General features: G+C 62.1%; 22 protein-coding genes. 11 read left to right on the forward strand and 11 right to left on the reverse strand.

Going from position 1 to position 22936, the window contains the following annotated elements; translation table 11 throughout:
* Nucleotides 1-10: 10 nt before the first annotated feature.
* Nucleotides 11-1537 (reverse strand): choline-sulfatase, encoded by a 1527-nt coding sequence (betC, locus tag E4M07_RS11795; RefSeq protein ID WP_136658555.1) that lies wholly within the window; start codon nucleotides 1535-1537, stop codon nucleotides 11-13.
* 371 nt (nucleotides 1538-1908) lie between these two features.
* Here betC and E4M07_RS11800 point away from each other — a divergent pair, with 371 nt between their 5' ends.
* The 3 genes from E4M07_RS11800 to galE all read left to right on the forward strand — a co-directional run bounded on the left by E4M07_RS11800 (nucleotide 1909) and on the right by galE (nucleotide 6129).
* Nucleotides 1909-3336: an aldehyde dehydrogenase family protein gene (locus E4M07_RS11800; protein ID WP_136658556.1), complete on the forward strand. Its 1428-nt coding sequence runs from the start codon at nucleotides 1909-1911 to the stop codon at nucleotides 3334-3336.
* Nucleotides 3337-3875: 539 nt separating this feature from the next.
* The gene (locus tag E4M07_RS11810) at nucleotides 3876-5042 is read left to right on the forward strand and encodes an acetyl-CoA acetyltransferase (RefSeq protein ID WP_136658557.1); all 1167 of its coding nucleotides are present in this window, start codon (nucleotides 3876-3878) and stop codon (nucleotides 5040-5042) included.
* Nucleotides 5043-5139: 97 nt separating this feature from the next.
* On the forward strand, nucleotides 5140-6129 hold the full coding sequence (galE, locus tag E4M07_RS11815; RefSeq protein ID WP_136658558.1) for a UDP-glucose 4-epimerase GalE: 990 nt from the start codon (nucleotides 5140-5142) through the stop codon (nucleotides 6127-6129).
* 57 nt (nucleotides 6130-6186) lie between these two features.
* Here galE and E4M07_RS11820 read toward each other — a convergent pair whose 3' ends face one another.
* On the reverse strand, nucleotides 6187-6957 hold the full coding sequence (locus E4M07_RS11820) for a hypothetical protein (RefSeq protein WP_136658559.1): 771 nt from the start codon (nucleotides 6955-6957) through the stop codon (nucleotides 6187-6189).
* A 239-nt stretch (nucleotides 6958-7196) separates the two neighbouring features.
* On the opposite strand from E4M07_RS11820, the gene E4M07_RS11825 reads away from it, so the two are divergent.
* The gene (locus E4M07_RS11825) at nucleotides 7197-8195 is read left to right on the forward strand and encodes an asparaginase (protein WP_136658560.1); all 999 of its coding nucleotides are present in this window, start codon (nucleotides 7197-7199) and stop codon (nucleotides 8193-8195) included.
* A gap of 18 nt (nucleotides 8196-8213) precedes the next feature.
* Here E4M07_RS11825 and E4M07_RS11830 read toward each other — a convergent pair whose 3' ends face one another.
* Nucleotides 8214-9584 carry a TIGR03808 family TAT-translocated repetitive protein gene (locus E4M07_RS11830; RefSeq protein ID WP_136658561.1) on the reverse strand — a complete coding sequence of 457 codons (1371 nt, stop codon included), beginning with the start codon at nucleotides 9582-9584 and terminating at the stop codon, nucleotides 8214-8216.
* A gap of 65 nt (nucleotides 9585-9649) precedes the next feature.
* On the opposite strand from E4M07_RS11830, the gene phnX reads away from it, so the two are divergent.
* On the forward strand, nucleotides 9650-10453 hold the full coding sequence (gene phnX, locus E4M07_RS11835; protein ID WP_136658562.1) for a phosphonoacetaldehyde hydrolase: 804 nt from the start codon (nucleotides 9650-9652) through the stop codon (nucleotides 10451-10453).
* Between the two features lie 5 nt (nucleotides 10454-10458).
* Here phnX and E4M07_RS11840 read toward each other — a convergent pair whose 3' ends face one another.
* Complete coding sequence (locus E4M07_RS11840) at nucleotides 10459-10836, reverse strand: VOC family protein (protein ID WP_136658563.1); 378 nt, start codon at nucleotides 10834-10836, stop codon at nucleotides 10459-10461.
* Nucleotides 10837-11006: 170 nt separating this feature from the next.
* On the opposite strand from E4M07_RS11840, the gene E4M07_RS11845 reads away from it, so the two are divergent.
* Nucleotides 11007-12611, forward strand: a complete 1605-nt coding sequence (locus E4M07_RS11845; protein WP_136658564.1) for a helicase HerA-like C-terminal domain-containing protein — start codon at nucleotides 11007-11009, stop codon at nucleotides 12609-12611.
* Here E4M07_RS11845 and E4M07_RS11850 read toward each other — a convergent pair.
* On the reverse strand, nucleotides 12606-13265 hold the full coding sequence (locus tag E4M07_RS11850) for a L,D-transpeptidase (protein WP_136658565.1): 660 nt from the start codon (nucleotides 13263-13265) through the stop codon (nucleotides 12606-12608). The two genes, E4M07_RS11845 and E4M07_RS11850, sit on opposite strands and share 6 nt — an antisense overlap.
* 63 nt (nucleotides 13266-13328) lie before the next feature.
* Complete coding sequence (locus E4M07_RS11855) at nucleotides 13329-13991, reverse strand: haloacid dehalogenase type II (RefSeq protein ID WP_136658566.1); 663 nt, start codon at nucleotides 13989-13991, stop codon at nucleotides 13329-13331.
* A gap of 149 nt (nucleotides 13992-14140) precedes the next feature.
* Between E4M07_RS11855 and E4M07_RS11860 the strand changes: the two genes are divergently transcribed.
* From E4M07_RS11860 to E4M07_RS11875, 4 genes are all read left to right on the forward strand, one after another.
* A complete protein-coding gene (locus E4M07_RS11860) occupies nucleotides 14141-15019 on the forward strand; it encodes a branched-chain amino acid aminotransferase (RefSeq protein WP_136658567.1) in 879 nt (292 codons plus the stop codon).
* A gap of 111 nt (nucleotides 15020-15130) precedes the next feature.
* Nucleotides 15131-15727, forward strand: coding sequence for a superoxide dismutase (locus tag E4M07_RS11865; RefSeq protein ID WP_136658568.1), 597 nt, complete (start codon nucleotides 15131-15133; stop codon nucleotides 15725-15727).
* A 137-nt stretch (nucleotides 15728-15864) separates the two neighbouring features.
* Nucleotides 15865-16305: a cytochrome c gene (locus E4M07_RS11870; protein ID WP_136658569.1), complete on the forward strand. Its 441-nt coding sequence runs from the start codon at nucleotides 15865-15867 to the stop codon at nucleotides 16303-16305.
* 82 nt (nucleotides 16306-16387) lie between these two features.
* Nucleotides 16388-17314 (forward strand): cytochrome c, encoded by a 927-nt coding sequence (locus E4M07_RS11875; RefSeq protein WP_136658570.1) that lies wholly within the window; start codon nucleotides 16388-16390, stop codon nucleotides 17312-17314.
* 19 nt (nucleotides 17315-17333) lie between these two features.
* Here E4M07_RS11875 and E4M07_RS11880 read toward each other — a convergent pair whose 3' ends face one another.
* From E4M07_RS11880 to E4M07_RS29520, 5 genes are all read right to left on the reverse strand, one after another.
* Nucleotides 17334-18527 carry a D-alanyl-D-alanine carboxypeptidase gene (locus E4M07_RS11880; protein WP_136658571.1) on the reverse strand — a complete coding sequence of 398 codons (1194 nt, stop codon included), beginning with the start codon at nucleotides 18525-18527 and terminating at the stop codon, nucleotides 17334-17336.
* Between the two features lie 149 nt (nucleotides 18528-18676).
* Nucleotides 18677-19234, reverse strand: a complete 558-nt coding sequence (locus tag E4M07_RS11885; protein WP_136658572.1) for a VanZ family protein — start codon at nucleotides 19232-19234, stop codon at nucleotides 18677-18679.
* A gap of 138 nt (nucleotides 19235-19372) precedes the next feature.
* Complete coding sequence (locus E4M07_RS11890) at nucleotides 19373-20194, reverse strand: class I SAM-dependent methyltransferase (protein ID WP_136658573.1); 822 nt, start codon at nucleotides 20192-20194, stop codon at nucleotides 19373-19375.
* Between the two features lie 72 nt (nucleotides 20195-20266).
* Entirely contained in the window at nucleotides 20267-21433 is a 1167-nt protein-coding gene (locus E4M07_RS11895) for a dienelactone hydrolase family protein (RefSeq protein WP_136658574.1), read from the reverse strand.
* 318 nt (nucleotides 21434-21751) lie between these two features.
* Nucleotides 21752-22198: a hypothetical protein gene (locus E4M07_RS29520; RefSeq protein ID WP_246660436.1), complete on the reverse strand. Its 447-nt coding sequence runs from the start codon at nucleotides 22196-22198 to the stop codon at nucleotides 21752-21754.
* A 39-nt stretch (nucleotides 22199-22237) separates the two neighbouring features.
* Between E4M07_RS29520 and E4M07_RS29525 the strand changes: the two genes are divergently transcribed.
* Nucleotides 22238-22915 (forward strand): tetratricopeptide repeat protein, encoded by a 678-nt coding sequence (locus E4M07_RS29525; protein ID WP_246660437.1) that lies wholly within the window; start codon nucleotides 22238-22240, stop codon nucleotides 22913-22915.
* Nucleotides 22916-22936: the final 21 nt, after the last annotated feature.

Consider the following 22936-nt stretch of genomic DNA (forward strand, 5'->3'; position numbering starts at 1 on the left):
CCTGCTCGCTCTATTCGCCGCGGGGAAAGCGCTGGCTTTCCTCCAGGTCGTTGAGATCCATGTGGTTGCGCATGTACCGTTCCGAGGCCTTCTGCAGCGGCTGGTAGTCCCACGGATAGTAGGCGCCGTTGCGCAGCGCCTCGTAGACCACCCAGCGCCGTGCCTGGCTTTCGCGCACCGCCGCGTCGAACCGCTCCATGTTCCAGCGGGCCATGGCCCGGGACTTGAAGTCGTCCAGAACGCTCGCGTGCTCCGGATCGGAGGCCAAGTTGTTCAGTTCGTTCGGATCGGCATCGAGGTCAAAGAGCTGTGGCGGATCGAGCTCGCAATGGACGAATTTGAAGCGGCCGTCCCGCATGCAGACTAGCGGCGCGTAGGAGCCCTCGGCCGCATATTCCATCAGAACCGGCGCGCCGCGGGATTTCCCCGAGAGTATCGGCAGGAGGCTCACGCCGTCGGTCCACGGCTGAACCGCTTCGAGATCCGCCCCGGCAAGATCGGCGAGGGTCGGAACGACATCGAGATTCGATACCGGGTCCTTAACAAGGACGGGATCGATGCCGGGGCCGGCGATCATCAGCGGCACCCGCGATGCGCCCTCGAGGAAGCTCATCTTGAACCACAGCCCGCGCTCGCCCAGCATGTCGCCGTGATCGGAACAGAACATGACGATCGTGTTCTCAAGCATGCGCGTCGCCTCGAGCACGCCGATCAGTTCGCCGACCTTGTCGTCCAGATAGGAGATATTGGCAAAATAGCCGCGCCGCGACCGCCGCACATCCTCCGGCGTGATGTCGAAATTCTTGTAGTCGTTGGCGAGATAAAGGCGCTTGGAATGCGGGTCCTGCGCGTCGAACGGGATCGGGGCGACCGCGGGTTCCAGGTGCGGGCAGTCCTCGTAAAGGTCCCAGTATTTGCGGCGTGCGACATAGGGATCGTGCGGATGCGTGAACGAGACGGTCAGGCACCAGGGCCGCGCCGCGGGATCGTCCGAGGTCCGGGCCAGCTGGTAGAGCTTTTGCACGCCGTGAAAGGCGACCTCGTCGTCATATTCCATCTGGTTGCTGATCTCGGCGATCCCGGCGCCGGTCACCGATCCCAGATTGTGGTACCACCAGTCGATGCGCTCGCCGGGCTTGCGGTAGTCCGGTGTCCAGCCGAAATCGGCCGGGTAGATGTCCGTCGTCAGGCGCTCCTCGAAACCGTGCAACTGATCCGGTCCGACGAAGTGCATCTTGCCGGACAGGCAGGTTTGATAGCCGTTGCGGCGCAGGTGATGCGCAAAAGTGGGGATGTCTGACGAAAATTCAGCCGCATTGTCATAGACCCGCGTGCGGCTCGGCAGTTGCCCGGACATGAAGGACGCACGTCCCGGCGCGCAAAGCGGAGAGGCGGTGTAGTTGTTGGCGAAGCGCGCCGAGCGCGCCGCCAGCGCGTCAAGATGCGGTGTGTGCAGCCATTCGGCAGGGCCGTCCGGAAACAGCGTGCCGTTGAGCTGATCGACCATGATGATCAAAATGTTTGGACTGTCGCGCATTTCGATCCCCTATTAGGCGGCGTCCGGAAGTTCCGCCGTTGCCGCGCCGGATTTCTGCGGCGCATTCCGGAGCCCGGTGCCGGCGGACGTTTCAATCCGCGGCCTTGGTGGTGTCCCTGCAAGGTCAGTATTTATTTTTAATTGGTCGTTCATTCAATAAAAATCTGGCGTCCGCCTGAAGATTTGCAGTCCGGGTAGGCTCTCCCGGTTTGGCTGCTCGTGCAAGCATGAGACAATATCGGGATAATCCGGGCTGAGAATCAAAAAAAATTCGGTCAACCGGAAAATGGGTGCTGTTTATTTGATTGATTTTGGTGGCGGAGGCGCTAAGCCTTGGCGCAGAAAATTGAGGAGCGCAGGAGAAGCGAGCCATGATGAGGAAAACGGAATTCTACATCGACGGTGAATGGGTGGCGCCGGCCCGGCCGAACGATTGCGAGGTGATCAATCCCGCGACCGAGGAGGCCTGTGCGGTGATCTCACTCGGGTCGGAAGAGGACGTCAACCGCGCCGTCGCCGCGGCCAGGCGTGCGTTCGAAAGCTTCAGCAAAACAACTCTCGAGGAACGCATCAGGCTGATCGAGAGGCTGCTTGAGATCATGCACGAGCGCAACGAGGAGATGGCCCAGGCGGTGTCGGTGGAGATGGGCGCGCCGATCAAGCTGGCGCGCGGCGGGCAGGCGGGTTCCGGCCCCTTCCATGTCGAGGGCTTCCTGCAGGCGCTGTCGCAGTACCATTTCGAGGAAGACCTCGACAGCCAGGGCGAACATATCGTCCATGAGCCGATCGGCGTGTGCGGACTGATCACCCCGTGGAACTGGCCCGTCAACCAGATCGCGCTCAAGGTCGTGCCGGCCTTGGCCGTTGGATGCACATGCGTGTTGAAGCCGAGCGAGATCGCGCCGCTGTCGGCCATCGTCTTTGCCGAGATGATCGACGCTGCCGGTTTTCCCAAAGGTGTCTTCAATCTGGTCAATGGCGAGGGCGTTGTGGTCGGGGAGGCGATGTCCCGCCACCCGGACATCGACATGATGTCCTTCACCGGCTCGACCAGAGCCGGCGCCGCCGTGTCGCGCGCCGCCGCCGAAACGGTGAAGCGCGTGACCCTCGAACTCGGCGGCAAGTCGCCGAACATCGTCTTCGAGGACGCCGATCTCGAGACCGCCATCAAGAAGGGCGTATTCGGCTGCATGGAGAACACCGGCCAGTCCTGCAACGCGCCGACCCGCATGCTGGTTCAGCGTTCCGTCTACAATGATGCCGTCAGGCTGGCGGGCGAATATGCGGGCAAGGTCGAGGTCGGCGATCCGACGCAGGAAGGCCGGCATATCGGCCCGCTGGTCTCGGAAGCGCAGTTCAACAAGGTGCAGGGTCTCATCAACACGGCCATCGACGAGGGCGCGCGCCTGGTTGCCGGCGGACCCGGCCGCCCCGATGGCCTCAACAGAGGCTATTTTGTCAGGCCGACCGTGTTTGCCGACGTCGACAACGGCATGACGATCGCACGCGAAGAGGTGTTCGGCCCGGTCCTTGCCATGATCCCGTTCGACACCGAGGAAGAGGCGATCGCGATCGCCAACGATACGCCCTACGGCCTTGCCGCCTATGTGCAGACGGCCGATCAGGCCAAGGCGAGGCGGGTTGCGAAACAGTTGCGGGCCGGCATGGTGCAGATCAATGGAGCCCAGCGTCCCGCCGGCAGCCCATTCGGCGGCTACAAGCAGTCCGGCAACGGCCGTGAGGGCGGCCGCTGGGGCCTCGAAGACTTCCTCGAAGTGAAGGCGATCAGCGGCTACTGAGCCGCTGATTCTTTGCATTTCGCGAAGGTTTGCTTAACCCTCGACGGGTGCATCGCTTTACGCAACAACCTCAGGGCGTCATACTGCGGCACCTGAGGTTGTATAAGTGTTTTCGCGATTTTGCATCGTAGCCTTCACCTTGCTTGCGAACTCGGCAACGGCTCAAACTGACGAGTGCGATCCCAACTACACGCCCTGTGTCCCGATAGCATCGGATGTCGATTGCGCTGACGGCAACGGCAACGGTCCGGCTTATGTCAAAGGGCCGGTCAGGGTCATCGGCAAGGATATCTACGGTCTGGACCGGGACAAAAACGGTATCGGTTGCGAACCAAAGTGACAAACCCGAGGTCACCGCTGTGTGCGCTGCAACATTTCGGTTGCAAACGCCCCTTGATATTTTTAAGCCTTGAACAATATAGGCCGGTAGGACCTTGAACGGCCTATTGTGTTTGAAGCGGCCGCCCGTATGGATCATGATGGGCGGACAGGATCAACGGCCCGGACACCAAACCCGGGCATCAGGCGGAGACGGCGACATGACAGCTTGCATCACCGGATGGGCGCACTCGAAGTTCGGAAAACTGGAGGGCGAGACGGTTGAAAGCCTGATCGTCGGCGTCGCGTCCAACGCCATCGAGCACGCCGGCCTTGAGGCGCAGGACATCGACGAGATCGTGCTCGGCCATTTCAATGCCGGTTTCAGCCAGCAGGATTTCACCGCGAGCCTCGTGCTGCAGGCCGATGACAGGCTACGCTTCAAGCCGGCAACGCGTGTCGAAAACGCCTGCGCCACTGGTTCGGCGGCCATTCATCAGGGCATGAAATCCATCAAGGCGGGCGGCGCCCGTAATGTCCTCGTCGTTGGCGTCGAGCAGATGACCACGACGCCGGGTCCGCAAATCGGCGAGAACCTGAAGAAGGCTTCGTATCTTCCCGAAGACGGCGAGATCCCGGCGGGATTTGCCGGCGTGTTCGGAAAGATCGCCCACGCCTATTTCCAGCGCCACGGCGACCAGTCCGACGCGCTGGCGATGCTTGCCGCCAAGAACCACAAGAACGGCGTTGGTAATCCCTATGCGCAGATGCGCAAGGACCTCGGCTACGACTTCTGTCGCAACGAGAGCGAAAAGAACCCATTCGTCGCCGGCCCCCTGAAGCGCACGGACTGCTCGCTCGTCTCCGACGGCGCCGCGGCGATCGTGCTGACCGAACTCGAGACTGCGATGCAAGCGCCGCGCGCCGTCATGTTCCGCGCGGCCGAGCATGTCCAGGATTTCCTGCCCATGTCGAAGCGCGACATCCTGCTTTTCGACGGCTGCGAGGAGGGCTGGAAGCGCGCCTTCAAGACCAGCGGCGTGTCCCTGGATGACCTGTCCTTCGTCGAGACCCACGACTGCTTCACCATCGCCGAGCTGATCGAATACGAGGCGATGGGCCTTGCCAAGCGCGGCGAGGGCGGGGCGGTTGCAATGTCGGGCGAGACCGCCAAGGACGGCCGCCTGCCGGTCAACCCGTCCGGCGGCCTCAAGTCCAAGGGACACCCGATTGGCGCCACCGGCGTTTCCATGCATGCGCTCACCGCGATGCAGCTGTGCGGCGAGGCCGGCGACATCCAGGTCGACGGCGCGACCCTCGGCGGCATATTCAACATGGGCGGCGCCGCGGTCGCCAACTATGTCTCCATCATGGAACGGGTGCGCTAGCGCACCCGATCTTCGACCACGCCTCTCGCGGCCCGGCGGCTGCCTGTGCTAACCAGTAGCCGCGACGATTCGAAATTGTCTGCGATGAGGTGAATGCATGTCCGTGCTCGTAACCGGGGGCGCCGGCTATATCGGCAGCCATATGGTCTGGCGCCTGCTCGACGCCGGCGAGAAAGTCGTGGTTATCGACCGGCTCTCCACCGGGTTTGACTGGGCTGTGCCCTCGGAGGCCAATCTGGTGGTTGGCGATATCGGCGATCCGGATACGGTCGGCGCGGTGCTGCGCGAACACGCCGTGCAGTCGGTGTTTCATTTCGCCGGCTCCATCGTCGTGCCGGAATCCGTGACCGACCCGCTCGGCTACTACCTCAACAACACGGTCAAATCGCGCGCCCTCATCGAGGCCTGCGTCGATGCGGGCGTCCCGCATTTCATCTTCTCCTCCACCGCTGCGGTCTACGGAACACCCGAAACCGCGGAAACCGTGTCGGAGGATGCCGCGCTGCATCCCGAGTCACCCTATGGCACGTCCAAGCTGATGACGGAGACGATGCTGCGCGACGCGGCCTCCGCGCACCCGCTCACCTATGCCTGCCTGCGCTATTTCAATGTTGCGGGCGCCGACCCTGCGGGGCGCACCGGGCAATCGACCCGCGACGCGACCCATCTGATCAAGGTTGCGACGCAGGCGGCGCTCTCAAAGCGCCCCTTTATGCAGGTCTTCGGCGCCGACTATCCGACGCCGGACGGCACATGTATCCGCGACTACATCCACGTGACCGACCTGGTGGAGGCCCATTATCTGGCCCTGCAGCATCTGCGTTCGGGCGGCGACAACCTGGTCGCCAATTGCGGCTACGGCCACGGCCATTCCGTGCTTGAGGTGGTGGACGTGGTCAAGCGCGTCAGCGGTTCGGACTTCGAGGTGCGCATGGCGGATCGCCGTGCCGGCGATGCGGTGACCATTGTCGCCAATGCCGACCGCATCCGGGAAAGCCTCGCCTGGACACCGCGTTACGACGATCTTGAGAAGATCGTGACCCATGCCCTTAAATGGGAAGAGGCGCTGAGCCGCCGCAACACCTAGCCGAAAATGAAAGGGCCCGCTCGCGCGGGCCCTGTTCCTGCGTTCCTGTGGTTGCCGCTAATTGATCGGCACCGAGCAGATCATCCGGGTGTGGGCGCTGTTGATGTAGCAATGCGCCGGGATCGGACCTGCCGGAATCGGGTAGATATAGGTTGCCTGCGGCTGGCTTGCCGCGGCTGCACCCACTGCCGCGCCTGCCGCAAAGGCCGCGCCCGGATAGTAGTACGGGTGGTACGGATAGGGCGGGTAGGGCGGATAGGGATGGTAGGGGTGGTAGTGGCACTCCGGATCCTGCGGTGCGTGATAGCAATAGGGGCCGGGGATCGGGTGATACGGATAGTAGCCGACGTGACGACCGGACACCGGTTGCCGGTGCGGGTTCGGACCGTGGTCGACGAACAGCGCGACATTATCGGCCGATTCCGGCAATTCGCCGGACAGCACCTTGACGCCGTATTTGACTTGCACGCCGTCCATCTCGGCGCTGGTCAGTTCGACGATCGCCGGTGCGTCCTTGATATTGCCGAGCACGGACACTGCGGCATTGGGCGGATTGGAGGCGAACGGGCCGTCCGGCGCGTTCCACAGTTCGGCGAACTGCCCGGTCGAGACCAGTCCGGTTAGGCGGTAGGGCCGGTCGGTGAAAAAGACCGTTGAGGGCGATACGCCCTGGAGGGTCAGCGTGGTGCCGTCGAACTGCAGCGAGCTTGCCTGCTGGACATATTCATAGGACGGCGCCGGTGCCGCCGGCACGGGCTGCTGGGCCTGGGCAAGTCCGGGGCTAAAGGCAAGGAATACAGCGCCGACGAGGGCGGTTAGTCTGTACATGCGTATTTCCTCCAGGTTGAGTTTCCGTCTAACAATACACTTCAATTGCCATGCGATGTCCACACACCGGATCGGTCGCGGCCAACGCGTATTCTGCTCCGGTCGCAGCGCATCGCCCTTATGCGGCATACCGGTGTAGCGCCCGATTGTGACGGTGGTTCAAGCACCGGCAATTGGGCGATTGTCAGCGAGTCCCACAACCGCTATTGAAAACAGGATGCAGACTTTGAGGCGATTTGATGACAAATCCCGTGATCGTTGAAGTCACCCGGGGCGGGCGCGTGGAAAGCAGGCACCGCGGATCGGCGGTGTTCGTTGACAGCGATGGCAAGACCTTGCTTTCGCTTGGCAACGTCGACGCCCCGGTGTTTCCGCGTTCCGCCGTGAAGGCGATGCAGGCGCTGCCGCTGGTCGAGAGCGGTGCGGCCGACGCGTTCGGTTTCGGCGACAAGGAACTGGCGCTCGCCTGCGCCTCCCATTCGGGCGAACCCGAGCACGCCGATCTGGCGGCGTCGATGCTCGCGGCGGCGGACAGGGGCGAACCGGCGCTCGAGTGCGGATGCCACTGGCCCATGGACCAGAATGCCATGATCGCGCTGGCAAAGACCGGGGCGGAGCCCAGCCAGCTCCACAACAACTGTTCGGGAAAGCACGCCGGTTTCATTTGCGCGGCCTGCCATCTCGGCATCGATCACGCCGGCTACATCAATTACGACCATGCCATCCAGGGCATGATCCGGGACGTCATGGCGGACCTCACCGGCGCGCATTTCGGCGTCGACAATTGCGGCACCGACGGCTGCTCGATCCCGACCTATGCCATTCCGCTGACCGCCCTGGCGGGCGGATTTGCGAAAATGGCGTCCGGAAAAGGGCTGGAGCCGTTGCGCGCCAAGGCGGCCACGCGGCTGATCGATGCCTGCATGGCCGAGCCGTTTTTCGTCGCCGGCACCAAACGGACCTGCACTCGGCTCATGAAAACACTGCCGGGACGGATTTTCGCAAAGACCGGTGCGGAAGGCGTCTTTTGCGCCGTGTTGCCGCAGGAGGGCATCTCCATTGCCGTCAAATGCGAGGACGGCACGAAGCGCGCGGTCGACGCAACGGTCGCGGCACTGATCGCACGCTATCTTGATACCGACGGGGAAACCCGTGCCGCCTTGATGGCCCAGGCCAACAGGACGCTGAAGAACTGGAATGGCATCGAGGTGGCGACGATCCGCGTGGCGGGCGTCTAGAACACGTCGGAAGTGGGCTTAAAGGACCGAGTTGCCGGACACTGTCAAGTGCGCGAATTCCCGGGCGCCCGATTGCGTCAGATCCCTGGTGACCGCATCCTGCCAGCGGTAGCCGATGACGGCGCCGCGGGGCGTGTTCTGGAAGATATTGTTGCTGATTTGCGTGGCCGCTGCGCCTTCGACGACCGAGACAGCGATGCCGATGGCGCTGTCGCGGATGACGTTGCCCGTGGCCGCGACCCCGCGGAGATAGGGCCCCCAGCCGATCAGCATGCCGGCGCGCGGTGCGTTGTCTATGACATTGCCGGTCACCGCGATGTCGGCCTCGACGCCGATGCCCCAGCCGAAGCCGAAACCGTCCGGAATGTAAGGTCCCTCGGTGCTGAGATTGCGAATGATATTGCCGCTGACGGTGGCCAGCCGGCCGCCCTCGTTGAAATTGGCGATCGAGATGCCGTTGGCGGCCCCGTCGATCAGGTTGTTGGCGACCACCGCGCCCTGGAACGAGAATTCCGAATAGACGGCCGTCTCGCCGCTGTTGTGGCACTGGTTGCCGATGATCTGGACGTCCGAGCCGCTGTTGGAGCGGATGGCCGAGAATGCGCAGTCGCTCAGCGAATTGTTGGCGATCAGGACGTTTCCGGCCCGGAAAACGTTGATGCCGTTGCCATACTGCCCGGTACCGCCGGCCTGCGCCGAGATGCGGGCAATGCGGTTGCCGGTGACGATGCTGCCGTCATAGGCGGCCTTCCAGCGGTGTACGAGGATTCCGCCGTTGGCGCAGTCGAGGATGTCGTTGTCGGCAAATCTCATTCCTTTGCTCTCAAGGCAATAGATTGCCGCGAGCGCCGCGCCCGAGATCGTCGATCGCGTGACCGAACCGCCGCACCCGGTGAGCGCGATGGCGTGCTTGCGGCTGCCGGCGATGGCGCAGTCGCTGATGACGACCTCATCCGTGCCGCCGATCTGCACGATCGCCTCGGCATAGTCGGCGAGCCAGCGATTGTCGCCGTCGATGGTCAGCCCCGTAAGCTGTATGCGCTCCGCATTCTCCGCCGAAAGCAAGTGCCCGCCGCCGCCATAGACAAGCCGCGTCGCCCCGGCAACGCCGGTCAGGTTGACGAAGTCGGGAAGGTTGAGGTTCGAGACCGTATAGGTTCCGGCGGGAAGAAATACCGGCTTCCGCTCCGCCGAAGCCTCCTTGAGGATGGCCTCCAGCATCTTGCTCTGATCGTCCGAAACACCCGGACGCATGCCGAGATCGACCGCGTCGAGCGAACCGCGCAGCTCGGCGAACAGATTGTCCGTGAGCTGGGCGCGCGCCGTCGCCGGCGATGCGAGCAGCGCCGTTGCGGCACCTTTCAGCAGGAAGCGACGGGTGGTTTTCATGATGTCCTGCGCATTGCGGTCGTCTGGGCCTATCGCGCAGCCTACCGTTGGAGTGTAAACAGACCATGGACAATCTCCCGGAGGAAACCTTGGGCGCGGACTACAAGGCAGCGGTGTTCGACTGGGCGGGGACGATGGTGGACTTCGGCTCCTTTGCGCCGATGGGCGTATTTGCCGAATTGTTCGCCGCCAATGGCTTGGAGGTCAGCATCGATGAGGCGCGGGCGCCGATGGGCCTGCCCAAGCGCGATCACATCAAGGCGATGCTGGACAACCCGCGCATTGCCGGGGCCTGGCGTGAGGCTCACGGAAGACCGGCCGGGGAGGGTGAAATCGACGCCCTGTACCGCGAATTTCTGCCGATGAACGAACGGGTCGCGGCGCGCTATGCCACGCTGGTGCCGGGCGCGGGCGAGGCGGTGGCGGTGCTGCGCGCCAGGGGCCTGAAGATCGGATCGACCACGGGCTACACACGCTCCATCATGCAACATGTGCTGCCGGTCGCCGCGCAACAGGGTTACAGCCCCGACAATCTCGTCTGCTCGGACGATCTTCCCTTCGGCCGGCCGACGCCGATGGGCATCTACAAATGCTGCCTGGATCTCGGCATCGCCGACGCGAAACAGATCGTCAAGGTCGACGATACGGAGCCCGGCATTGCCGAGGGTGTTGCCGCCGGATGCCTGACCGTGGGCGTCGCGATGTCGGGAAACTATGTCGGCAAGACCGTCGAGGAACTGGCGGCGCTGGATCAGGACGAGGTGGCGACACTGCGGGCCGTTGCTTCACGCCGACTCAAGGACGCCGGTGCCGATCACATCATTGACACCGTCGCCGATTTGCCGGCGCTGCTGGAAGGTCTGCGCTAGCACCTTCACGGCAGGCTGGCGTCGGCCGGCTCCCAAAGCTCGATTGGATTGCCATCCGGATCATGGAGCCGCGCGAAGCGGCCGTTCGGATAGGTTTCGCCGTCCACCTCCACCGCGATGCCGGAACCGCGCAGCTGGTCGACCATTGCATCAAGGTTCCTGACGCGGAAATTGATCATCCACTGCTGCTCGGGACGGCCGAAATACTCGGTGTCCTCTTTGAACGGTGCGAACACCGTTGCGCCGGCTTCCTGTTGCCAGCATTCCTCATCGTAGCTGCCCGGTACCTCGTCGACCCCCAGGTGCTGCGCGTACCACACCGCGAGCGCCTTCGGGTCCCTTGACCGGAAAAAGAGACCGCCAATACCAACCACCTTTTCCATCGATCGTTCTCCCTGATACTGGCCTTGGACGGCCCCCCGGTTTGCGGAGCCTGCCACACGCTTCATGTATGCCGGCCGATTATCGCGCTCGTGTATCAATTGCGCAATTGTCCCCGGTTCGCGGCCCTCCTATAAATAGACGGTTTGAACATGAGGGACGGGGCAGCGACATGCTTGAGGATGGCAAACTCTATATCGGAACCAGCCGCAAACCGGACGATTCGGTTGACAAGGGCGAATATCTCGATCTCGGTTTTGCCAACCGGCACGGGCTGATCACCGGGGCGACCGGCACGGGAAAGACCGTGACCCTGCAGATCCTCGCGGAAGGCTTCTCGAATGCCGGCGTCCCGGTTTTCTGCGCCGATGTGAAGGGCGATCTCTCCGGCATAGCCGCCATGGGCGAATACAAGGACTTTCTGGAAAAGCGGGCAACCACAATCGGCCTCGATCCTTATGAATTCCAGGAGTTTCCGGTCATCTTCTGGGACCTCTTCGGCGATAAGGGGCACCGCGTCCGCACGACGCTCACCGAGATGGGACCGCTGTTGCTCGCCCGGCTGATGGACATGACCGATGCGCAGGAAGGCGTTCTGAACATCGCCTTCAAGATCGCCGACGAGGGTGGTCTGACGCTACTCGATCTGAAGGACCTGCAGGCGATGCTCTCCTATATGGGCGAACACAGCAAGGAACTGTCCAGCACGTACGGCAATGTCTCGAAACAGTCGATCGGCGCCATCCAGCGCGATCTGCTGGTGCTCGAGCAGCAGGGCGCCGAGAAGTTCTTCGGCGAGCCGGCGCTCAAGATCAGCGACATGATGCGCACCACCCCCGACGGGCGCGGTGCCATCAGCGTCCTGGCCGCCGACAAGCTGATGATGAACCCGCGCCTCTACGGCACATTCCTTCTTTGGCTGCTGTCCGAATTGTTCGAGGAACTGCCCGAGGTGGGCGATCCGGACAAGCCGCGGCTGGTCTTCTTCTTCGACGAGGCGCATTTGCTGTTCGACGAGGCGCCGAAGGTGCTGGTCGAGCGCGTTGAGCAGGTGGTCCGGCTGATCCGCTCGAAGGGGGTCGGCGTCTATTTTGTCACGCAGAACCCGCTCGACGTGCCGGAATCGGTGCTGTCGCAGCTCGGCAACCGCATCCAGCACGCGCTGCGCGCCTATACGCCGCGCGAGCAGAAGGCCGTGAAGACGGCCGCCGAGACCTTCCGGCCCAACCCCGATTTCGACTGTTTCGAGGCGATTACGAAGCTGGGCGTCGGCGAGGCGCTGGTTTCGACACTTGAATCGAAGGGCGTCCCCTCGATCGTGCAGCGGACGCTGATCCGTCCGCCATCCTCGCGGCTCGGCCCGCTGAAGGACGGCGAGCGCCGCAACACGATGGATCTGAGTCCCGTTGCGGGCGTCTATGACGAGGATCTCGACCGCAATTCGGCCTTCGAGATCCTGCGCAAGCGTGCCGAGGATGCCGCCAAGGCCGAGGAGGAACGGCGCCGGCGTGAGGAGGAGGACGACGAGGAACTGCAGGAGAGCCGCCGCTGGACCTTGCCCGGCTTCGGCGATCCGGACGACGATGACGACGACGATTACGATGACCGCGGGCGCAAGCGTTCGTCGAGGAGGAAGCGCCCGCGTCGCCGCCGCTCGGGCAGCCGTCGCCAGTCGGTCGCCGAGGCGGCCATGAAATCCGCCGCCCGCTCCGTGGCGAGTTCGCTTGGCCGCGCCCTGGTGCGCGGTATCCTCGGAAGCCTGAAGAAGGGTCTATAGGATAACCACGCGTGCGCCGGGCTTGACGCGCCGGTCCAGGTCCATCACGTCCTGATTGAGCATGGCGATGCCGCCGGCCTCGGCCGACGTGCCGATTTCCCGCCAATGGGACGTGCCGTGGATGACGACGCCGTTGCCGAGATAGAGCGCCCGCGCGCCGTAAAGGCTGTTCGGACCGGCCGTCTTCTCCGGTTTCGATCCGGTCTTGCGGACGTCCTGCGAGACCGGCCAGCTTTCCCGTCCATTGACGATCAGCGTTTCCCGCGTGCCCGAGAAACCGGGCCCGGTTGCGATGCCGTAGCGCACTGCCTTCCGGTCGTCCAGGATCACATAGAGAAAGCGGTGCCGCGTATCGATGACGACAGTGCCGACCGGCTCCAGCGTGCGGTCGTGGACGATCTGTCTCAGATCGTCGGGATTGAGCCGCCGGTAGGGGACCGGGCGGACCTTGTATTCCCCGTCCCGCACGTCGCCGTACATGATGTCGTAGGGTTCGATCGGATAGTTGAGCTGCCGGGAAGGGGCGGTTTCCTGGCCGAAGCCCTCCGGCGACATGCGGTCGACGCATCCGGCGAGCGCCAATGACGCCGCCATGAGAAAAGAGCGGCGTGACAGCCCGGATATTCGTTTGTTGTTCCCCGCCAAATCCGTCATCCCGAATCCTGCGGATAATCCTTATCTGATTCTCCGCGCTTCGGGACAGGGCGGCGCTTTGTGTCAGAGCTGCTGCAGGTTCGGCAGCACGACATCCGGCGAATAGTCCCGGTATTCGTCGGGATTGGAGGCGCGGTTGATCCACACGGTTCGGAAGCCGAATTTCTTGGCGCCGGCAATGTCCCAGCGGTTGGATGACTGGAAGGAGACCGCGTCCGGGTAGAGCCGGTAGGCGGTCGTCACCATCTCGTAAACGGCGGGCGTCGCCTTGAATGTCTTCAGTTCGTCGACGGAAAAGACATCGTCCAGCACCGAATCGAGCGCCGCGTTCCGCACCGCGGAATCCAGCATTTCGGGCGAGCCGTTCGACAGGATAGCCAGCTTTGCCCCGCGGTCCTTCAGCGCCTTGAGGACCGATGGCACCTCTTCGTAGCAGTCGAGCTTCCAATAGGCCTCGAGAAGCACATCGCGGTGTTTCGGATCGACCGTCGGAACCCGGGCCAGCGCGAAGTCGAGCGCCTGTTCCGTCAACTGCCAGAAATCGGCATAGGCTCCCATAAGGGCTCGCACCCAGGAGTATTCCAGCTGCTTGTTGCGCCAGATCTCGGAGAGCAGCTGGCCCTCGGGGCCGACATCGGCCGCATGGCGGCGCACGGCAGCGTGCACGTCGAACAAAGTGCCGTAAGCGTCGAAAACATAAGCCGCATATCCGTTTGCGGGAGGCATTGCAGTCGTCCTTTCATTTTGCGCTGCAGCATGTGCCTGCTTGTCCGGTTCGTCAAGAGCGCACGGGCGATCGACTGATATTGACCTCGCGGTCGCGATCGATTTCAGTGGGCCGGAGGTTTTGGTGCCGAGCAGCCGGAGGGTTTTCCATGACAGTCGTTTCAAGCGTTCAATCGGAGACATGGACCTATGTCGACGGCGACTGGCATCAGGGAAACGTGCCGCTGGTGGGTCCGCGATCGCACGCCATGTGGCTGGGAACCTCTGTGTTTGACGGCGCGCGCTGGTTCGAGAACGTCGCGCCGGACCTCGACCTGCACAGCGCGCGCGTCAACGATTCGGCGCGGGCGCTTGGTCTGAACGCGACCATGTCGGCCGAGGAAATCCACGGCCTGTCGCAGGACGGGCTGAAGAAGTTCGGCGGCGACACGGCCGTCTACATACGACCGATGTACTGGGCCGAACACGGCGGCTACATGTCTGTGCCCGCCGATCCCGATTCGACGCGGTTCTGCCTGTGCCTCTACGAGGCGCCGATGATCCCATCGAACGGCTTTTCCGTCACCGTCTCGCCTTTCCGCCGGCCCTCCCTGGAGACCATGCCGACCAACGCGAAGAGCGGCTGCCTCTATCCCAACAACGGCCGGGCGATCCTCGAGGCCAAGTCCCGCGGCTTCGACAACGCGCTGGTGCTCGACATGCTCGGCAATGTCGCAGAGACGGGCACCTCCAACGTCTTTCTCGTCAAGGACGGCGTCGTTTTCACACCCGTTCCGAACGGGACGTTCCTTGCCGGGATCACCCGCCAGCGCATCATGAAGCTGCTGAAGGAAGATGGCCACGAGGTGGTCGAGAGCCGCCTGCATGTGGACGATTTCATGGACGCGGACGAAATCTTTTCGACCGGTAACCATTCCAAGGTCGTGCCGATCATCCGCATCGAGGACCGCGAACTGCAGGCCGGGCCCGTGGCCCGTCGGGCGCGGGAGCTCTACTGGGACTGGGCGCACGCCGGCCCGAAGATATGAATCGTCCGCCCGGCCGGAAATTTCGCCGGCATTGCCTTGCCGTACACGCCCGCCGGACATATGTTCCACGCCAAACCAACAACCGGCCGATGGCCTGAAAAGGAGAGCGACATGGCTTTTGAACTTCCGGATCTTCCCTACGACTACGAAGCGCTGGCGCCTTATATGTCGCGCGAGACGCTGGAATATCACCACGACAAGCACCACAAGGCCTATGTCGACAACGGCAACAAGCTGGCCGCCGAGGCGGGCATGGACGGCCTTCCGCTCGAGGACGTCGTGCGCCAGTCCTTCGGCAGCAATGCCGGTCTCTTCAACAACGCCGCCCAGCACTACAACCATGTGCATTTCTGGCAGTGGATGAAAAAGGGCGGCGGCGGCACCGCCTTGCCCGGAAAGCTTGCGTCCGCCGTCGATTCCGACCTTGGCGGATACGACAAGTTCCGCGCCGATTTCATCAATGCCGGCATGACGCAGTTCGGTTCCGGCTGGGCCTGGATCGCGGTCAAGGACGGCAAGCTGGAAATCATGAAAACGCCGAACGGCGAAAACCCGCTGGTCCACGGCGCGACCCCGATCCTCGGCGTCGATGTCTGGGAACACTCCTACTATATCGACTATCGCAATGAGCGCCCGAAATATCTCGAGGCCTTTGTCGACAGCCTGATCAACTGGGATTATGTGCTTGAGCTCTATGAAGCCGCCTAAGCACGAACAATATTCGAGTCTCCAAGCCCCGGCCGCGCCGGGGCTTTTTTTGTCAGCCGGCTAAAGCCGTTCTTTTTCTATTCACAATTTTCCTGTCTATTGCCGGGACTGTTCCAGTTCCAAACACGGAGACCCTCATGAAAAACGCTCTCGCCATCGCCATTGCGGCGTTGTTTTTATCCGGCAATGCGGCCGTGGCCGCCGAGCCGCAGGTGGAGCGCCAGCAATCGATGAAGAGCGTCGGACAGGCCATGGGCACACTCGCCAAGACGGCCAAGGGCGAGATCGACTACGATGCGACGGCGGTGATAGAGGCCTTCGCGGCGATGAACACCGCTGCTGTCAATTTCATCGACCAGTTCCCTGAGGGGACGGAAACGGGCCATGAAACCGAGGCGAGCCCCAATATCTGGAGCGATCGTGCCGGCTTCGAAGAGGCTGTCAAAAAGTTCGACACGGACACGGCGAACGCAGTGATAGCTGCGCCGCATGACATTGCAGCCTTCCGCGCGGAATTCGGCAAGGTGGCGCAGAACTGCAAGACCTGCCACGAGACTTACCGCGTCTCCAAGAAATAGGGACTGCGTAATTTCTCTGCTAGAGTGGGCCGCCAGCCTTCGGGCGGGCGGTCCCTTCTGAACGACGATCGGTGGAGCGGCAATGCGCAGGCTTATCGGGTTTCTGGTCATACTCGCGGTCGTTGTGGCCGTGGCGCTCTGGTTCCTGTCGGCGCCCGGCAGGCTCGACGAGGCGGCGTTCGCGGATCTCGGCACGGCCGACCTTGCACGCGGTGAGGAGATGTTCTGGGCCGGCGGCTGTGCCTCCTGCCATGCCGCGCCCGGCGCCAAGGGCGACGACAAGCTGACGCTCTCCGGCGGCCTGGCGATCAAGAGCGACTTCGGCACATTCTACGCGCCGAACATTTCCCCCGATACGCAGGCTGGCATCGGCGACTGGACGTTTCGGCAGTTCGCCGAAGCCATGAAAAAGGGCACGTCGCCGGAGGGAACGCATCTTTATCCGTCCTTTCCCTACACCTCCTATACCCGCATCGCGATGTCGGACCTCAACGACATGTGGGGCTATCTCCAGACCTTGCCGGCGAGCGACAATGTCGCCCCCGACCATGCGCTGGGTTTTCCCTTCAATATCCGCCGCGCCGTCGGCCTGTGGAACCTGCTGTACCTGCGCAACGGCGCAGTGATCGACTTCGCTTCGCCCGACGAGGCGGTCAGCCGGGGCCAGTATCTCGTCGAGGGGCCGGGTCATTGCGGCGAGTGCCACACGCCGCGTTCTCTGATCGGCGGCCTTGAGCTTGGTGAATGGCTGGCCGGGGCGACGAATCCCGACGGCGAGGGCATCATCCCCAACATCACGCCGGACGGCAGCATCAAGAGCTGGAGCGCCGGCGACATCGCCTATTATCTGGAGAGCGGCTTCACGCCGGATTTCGACACTGCCGGCGGCTCCATGGTGTCGGTGCAGGAGAACATGGCGAAGCTGCCGGCTTCCGACCGCGAGGCGATTGCGGCATACCTGAAAGCCATCCCCGGCCGCCCCAACGGCTATCCGGCGAGGAGCAATTAGTACAAGCCGGCTTCCGCGGTCACAATCCGCGCTCGATTGCCCGCAACAGCCGGAAACGAGTCTTGCCCGTTTTGCCGCCCAGGGAGATGACAAATCTCACGAGCCCGTGGTTTGAAGTGGCGGCGTAGCCCGCCAGCGTCCGCACACCGGGAATGGTGCCCGTCTTGTACCGGGATCCTGCGCGGCTCTTGCGCAGCAAATCGGCGTGGGGCGCGAAGTGATGGAGCAGCTTGGCGAGGCCGTGCGCGGTAAACCGGTTCCCACGGCTGATGCCGGAGCCTTCCTCGAGTACGACTGCGTCTTCAAGGCCGTGTTCGGCGAGCAGATCTCCAGCGACCTGTAGCGATTTTTCAAGGCTGACAGGGCCCCCCAACCGGTGTGCGCCGATCTCCAGGAATATCTGGTTTGCGATATAGTTGTTCGATCCGATCAGCATCTGGGTCAGTATTTCGGCAAGATCGCGGGACTGCCGGTGCACGTAAACCGGCACAAGGCCATCGGCCACCAGGCCAACCGAGATCTCTCCCTCGACGCTGCCGCCTTCCTTTGCGATAAATGCCGCGAGCAGTTCGCCGGCATAGCGGGCACCCACGGCAGGATCGTTCTGGGGAAGGCTGATACGGCCCCTACCGGCAGGGCCCCGGGCGCGGAACTGGGCGATCGCCAGCGGCGTGATCGGCGTCTGCTTTTCAGCTGATTTGACCGTTTTGCCGCGTCGCACGGCATGGATCGTGTTGAAGTTCGCCGCGAAGGCGGCGTTTGGCGCATTGTAGGCCTCATTGTCGTCCTCGATGCCCGGGATGCGAAGGCCGGCGGGGTAGTAGCTCGTGTCGAGCACGATGCCGCCAAAGGGCTTGTCGCCGACCAGCTTGATCAATCTGGACGCCAGCAGCGCCAGCTCTTCCGAGACCAAAAACGGGTCGCCGCTCCCGCGCACATAAAGGACCCTGTCGTCGTCGAGGTAGAACCGGGTTTTGAACCGGTAGTCGCCCCCCAATACCTCCATCGCGAGCCAGGCAGTGACGATCTTGGCGACGGACGCTGGGCCAAAGGATTTGTCGGCGTTGTGAGCCACCAGCTCGTTGCCCTGTTCGTCAAGAACAAGCACCAGCCCCGACGGTGCGAGTGCGGCGATTTCCTCTTTGGCACCGGCCAGGCTCTGCGTGGTGAGCAGAAGCACGGCGCAGGTGACAGCGAGCAGGCGAGACCACATGGCGTATCCAAATCCGGCGCCCGGCTGTCAGACCTGCTTCAGCGCCACTTACACTTCGTATCAGTTATGTCGAAGAATAACCGGCTAAAACGGAAAGTTGCAACGTTTCCCGGGAGGCACTTGATGCCATTTGTACAGTCTCGTTTTCATCAGCCCCAGGTTTTTCGCACCCATGCCAGTACTGTGCATGCAACAACAGCCATCGTGCCCGCCAAAACATTGAAAAGAATGTCCTGTGGGTCAAAGACGCGATTGGGCAGTATGGCCTGGATACATTCGTCAAGCACGCCAATGGCGGCGGTCACTGCAATGGCCGGCACCGCCGGCGTCATCATCGAATGGCCATTCCGCGCCCGCTCAGAGAGCGCTTCATAAACGAATACGCCGACAACGCCGTATTCAATAAGATGGGTACGCTCCTCAAGCGACGCCTCCAGCCGGACGAACAACAACATGTACACGGCTGCGATGCCCAGAATGACCGTTATCTCTGCGCCGCCCGGTCGCGCTTTCATCCCGTTCGTGACGATAGAGGCCACGACGAGGATCATGCCCATGGCGAAGGCGGGCTCAAGGAGACCGTGCTCACGCAGGAATCCGGCGATTTTCGGTGAAACGCCAAGCGTTGCGTAGATCGCTGCCACAACGGCCAGCGCATAAAGCCAGTATCGGCGCTCCCGCTTCGAATGGAAAACAGGCATCGGCATCGTTATAGCATGCCGCGTGGCAATTGTTCTCGTCCGCTGCTGGCGCAATCCATTCGAAATCACTTTACGGTTGCAGCAGGCAGGTTCGCCGGATGACGTCTTTCGAGCCGCTCGCTTAGCACCTGCGCGGCCGGGCGCTCATCGCACCATGACAACTTCCGTATATTCGGCCGGAACGTCCATCGAGCCATCCGTTGCCCTGTTGAACCGGGCTATCAGGGCCGTGATCTCGTCTGCCAGGGCTTGCTGCCGCGGCTCATCAAGTGCCAGGAAAGCCTTGTGAACAGGGCCGTAATAGGTGCGGAAGACCTCAACGAAGTGGCCGGCGTCTTTATATCGGAATGTATAGTCCCGTTTGCTGCAGCGAATATCTTGCACCGTCCCTGCAAAGGTGTCCTTGAGCCAGGCTTCGTCACCCCAGACCGCGGGCGGGTTCACGCCGGGCGGAGGGGGAACATGCTGCCCGATCGTCTTGAGGAGCTGCCCGATAAATCCCGAGCCGGTCCAATTTGTAAGTCCGATAAGCCCGTGCGGCTTGCATACGCGCGTCAGCTCCGCTGCCGCCTGCTCCTGATTGGGGGCGAACATCACGCCAACGGTCGAGACAACCGCATCGAAGGCATCGCTATCGAAGGGCAAGGCTTCTGCGTCCGCGGTTTCAAAATTGATCCGGTATCCGAAGACACCGGCACGCGCCTTTCCTTTGGCCAACAGGGATTCAACATAGTCGGTCGAAGTCACGTCGTGCCAACGCCTGGCGAACGCGATCGACGCATTGCCGCTGCCCGCGGCCACGTCGAGGACCTTCGCCGGCGGCGCGAGGTTCATGGTCTCGGCCAGTTTTTCCGCCATGATCTGGATCGTTGATCCCACCAGGGCATAATCGCCCGAAGCCCAGGAAGCATTCTGCTTTGATTTGATAGCATCGAAATCCGGTGTGGATGGAGATGTACGGTTCATGATTTTCCCTCGCGATCATGTCAATTCGCGGAAATGCCGTGTATGAGCGGGTCTGGCCGGGAAGGGCGCGACTTACCTGCCGAGCGACTGACCCAGGAATTCCAGAATCTCACGGCGTGCACGATCCGCGAGTTGCGGGTCGTAGCGGACGGTCACGCTTTTCGGTGGCGTCTTGTAGATGTTTTGCCAATCGTCCTTGCTGGTCCCGCCGGCAAAATCGGGATCGTCAAATCCGTGATAGGCGCCTTCGTAAATCCTCAGTTCCGGATTGATGCCGGTCGATTTTGCGGCGAGCGCCGCGCAATCCTTCTTCACCGACCAGTCATTTTTGCCCGGATAGAGCATCAGCAAAGGCGCGAAGAAATTGCCGCCGGCACTGGTTGAAAAGCACTCCGGATAGAACTGGACGGTTGCGGCAAAGCGCTCTTCAAAGAGCCGCGAAGCGCTGTCCTGATTGACCAGACTGATTCCGGTTTCGCGGGTCCAGGCAAGAGCGGCAATCTGATCTGTGTCGATGTTCGGCTGCTCCGACAGGAATTGCAGAGCTCCGAACGCATCGAAAACACGTCCCGATACGAGTTTGGAGCGTCTTTCGTTGCTTATTCGATCGCAAATCGGAATGTCCTGGCCGCGCGGGGAGAAGCTGTCGACAAGAAGTGTCGCAAAGCCGTTCTCGGTGAGAAACGCCGCCCAGTCGTTGTGAAACGCCTTTACGCCCTCACAGCCATGCAGCAGCACAACAGCAGGAAAAGGTCCGGCACCTTCCGGCATGCGCAGGTACCCGTTCAGCGGATCGCCCGGTATCGTTTTGGCGGTCTTGCCCTGCGCCTTTGCGCGTTTGAGCTGGAAGGCAGTGGGCGGCGCGCTCGCGCTGGAGAACTCGACGGATTGGACGGTTTGAGCAACCGCCGCGCAAGCACCTAACGTGAAAATTGCAGTAAATGCCGCAATTATTGCGGAATGTGTCAACATAGTTGAGCCTCCGTGCCGAAATATCGGGGAAGTTGTCCTGATGAGCGGCGATTTTAACTGCGGATGACAGGTTGTTCCTTGAGAAAACCTGCAGAAATCGGCCCGGCCGTCGATTATGATTGTTGCCATTATTGAATGAAGGCCAATGCGATGACACAGACCGCTTTTCGGTTCCATGACGTCGAAATCGACTTGCATCGCGGCGAACTTCTGAGGGCAGGGGAGCCTTGCTCGGTTGAACCGCAGGTTTTCCACCTGATCGTCCATCTTGTTGCCAATCGTGACCGCATTGTCAGCGTGGACGAACTCCTCGATGTCGTGTGGAACGGTCGCATCGTTTCAGATGCCACCGTTCTCAGCCGCATAAGTGCGGCCCGCTCGGCCATCGGTGACAACGGCCGCGAGCAGCGGCTGATAAGGACCATCCGCAAGCGGGGATTTCGCTTCGTCGGACCCGTCGAGCCGGTTTCCGCCGACGAGTTTAAGACCGCGGGTGGTCCGGCGGATCGTATTCACCGCCTCCAGGCCGATCAGATTGTTGACCGCGCGTCCGAACCCCCGGGTATCGCCTCTGTTGCGGTTCTTTCATTCGAACCCAGCGCCGGCGACGCCGATTTGCACTACCTGGCAGCCGGTTTGGCGGCCGAGGTCGCGACCGAGTTGGCGAGGAATGGGAGCATGTTCGTCATTGCGCCGGCTGCGACGGCTGGTGTGATCGGACAACAGGTCGAAGTGCGCACCATGGCCGGATTGCTCGGCGTTCGTTATGTGCTCAGGGGATATGTTGCAAAAATCAATCAGCAGATCAGGCTCAACCTCCAGCTTCACGATGCGATTGATCTGCGCCTTGTTTGGGCTGAGCGGTTTCAGGGATTGCTTCGCGATTTGTTCGAATTCCTCGATTCGACCGTTTTCAAGATTGTTCAAAGATTGTCGGCGGAGCTTCCGCAAATCGAGCGCCAACGCGCGCTGCGCCTGCCCGAGGATCAGTTGCAGGCCTATGAATACGTTCTTCGCGGAGACTATCACCATGCCCGAATGACCCGAGACGGGAACAATCGGGCGATTACAATGTATCAAAGGGCGATCGGGCTCGATCAGACTTTTGCACCCGCCTATGCGGGACTTGCCTGGGCGCAGAACCACGAGGGAAACCAGGGTTGGTCGGAAGATCGGGAAACGGCAATCGGGGAAGCGTTCGAGACGGCGCGCAAGGCGCTGACGCTGGATCGGAGATTGGCCAGGGCCCACTCGGTCATGGGTGATATCCAGTTGTGGCGCCGCCAGCACCGAGACTCCGTCTCATCCGGCTTCAAGGCGGTGGAATGCGACCCCAGCCATGCCGACTCCAGGATGGTTTACGCCTATTGTCTCTCGATGAATGGAGAGGTCGACAAGGCACTGAAGCAATCACGCCTTGCACTGCGGCACAATCCGCTTCGGGCCAATCGAATCTACTACTCGGCACTCGGCCACGCCTGCTTCAACAACAAGGACTATTCCGGTGCACGCAAGGCGGCGGTGGAGGGCATTCGGCGTGACGCCAGGCATCGCGGTCTCAGACTGCTGCATGCGGCGGCCCTTGCCAAACTCGGCGAGTTTGATGGCGCCAAAAGGGAAGCAACCGCCGTTCTCGCCCTTGATCCGGACCTTCGCTGCAGTGCCCTGTCAAACATCTGGCCATATCGGTCAAAGGAGAGGATCGAGGAATTTGCGGAGATGCTTGCCGATTGCGGTCTTCCGCCGTGATGGAGGCTGCTTGCGTCCGGA

This window comes from Nitratireductor sp. XY-223 (assembly GCF_004959855.1).
In the GTDB taxonomy this organism is placed as follows: Bacteria; Pseudomonadota; Alphaproteobacteria; order Rhizobiales; family Rhizobiaceae; genus Hoeflea_A.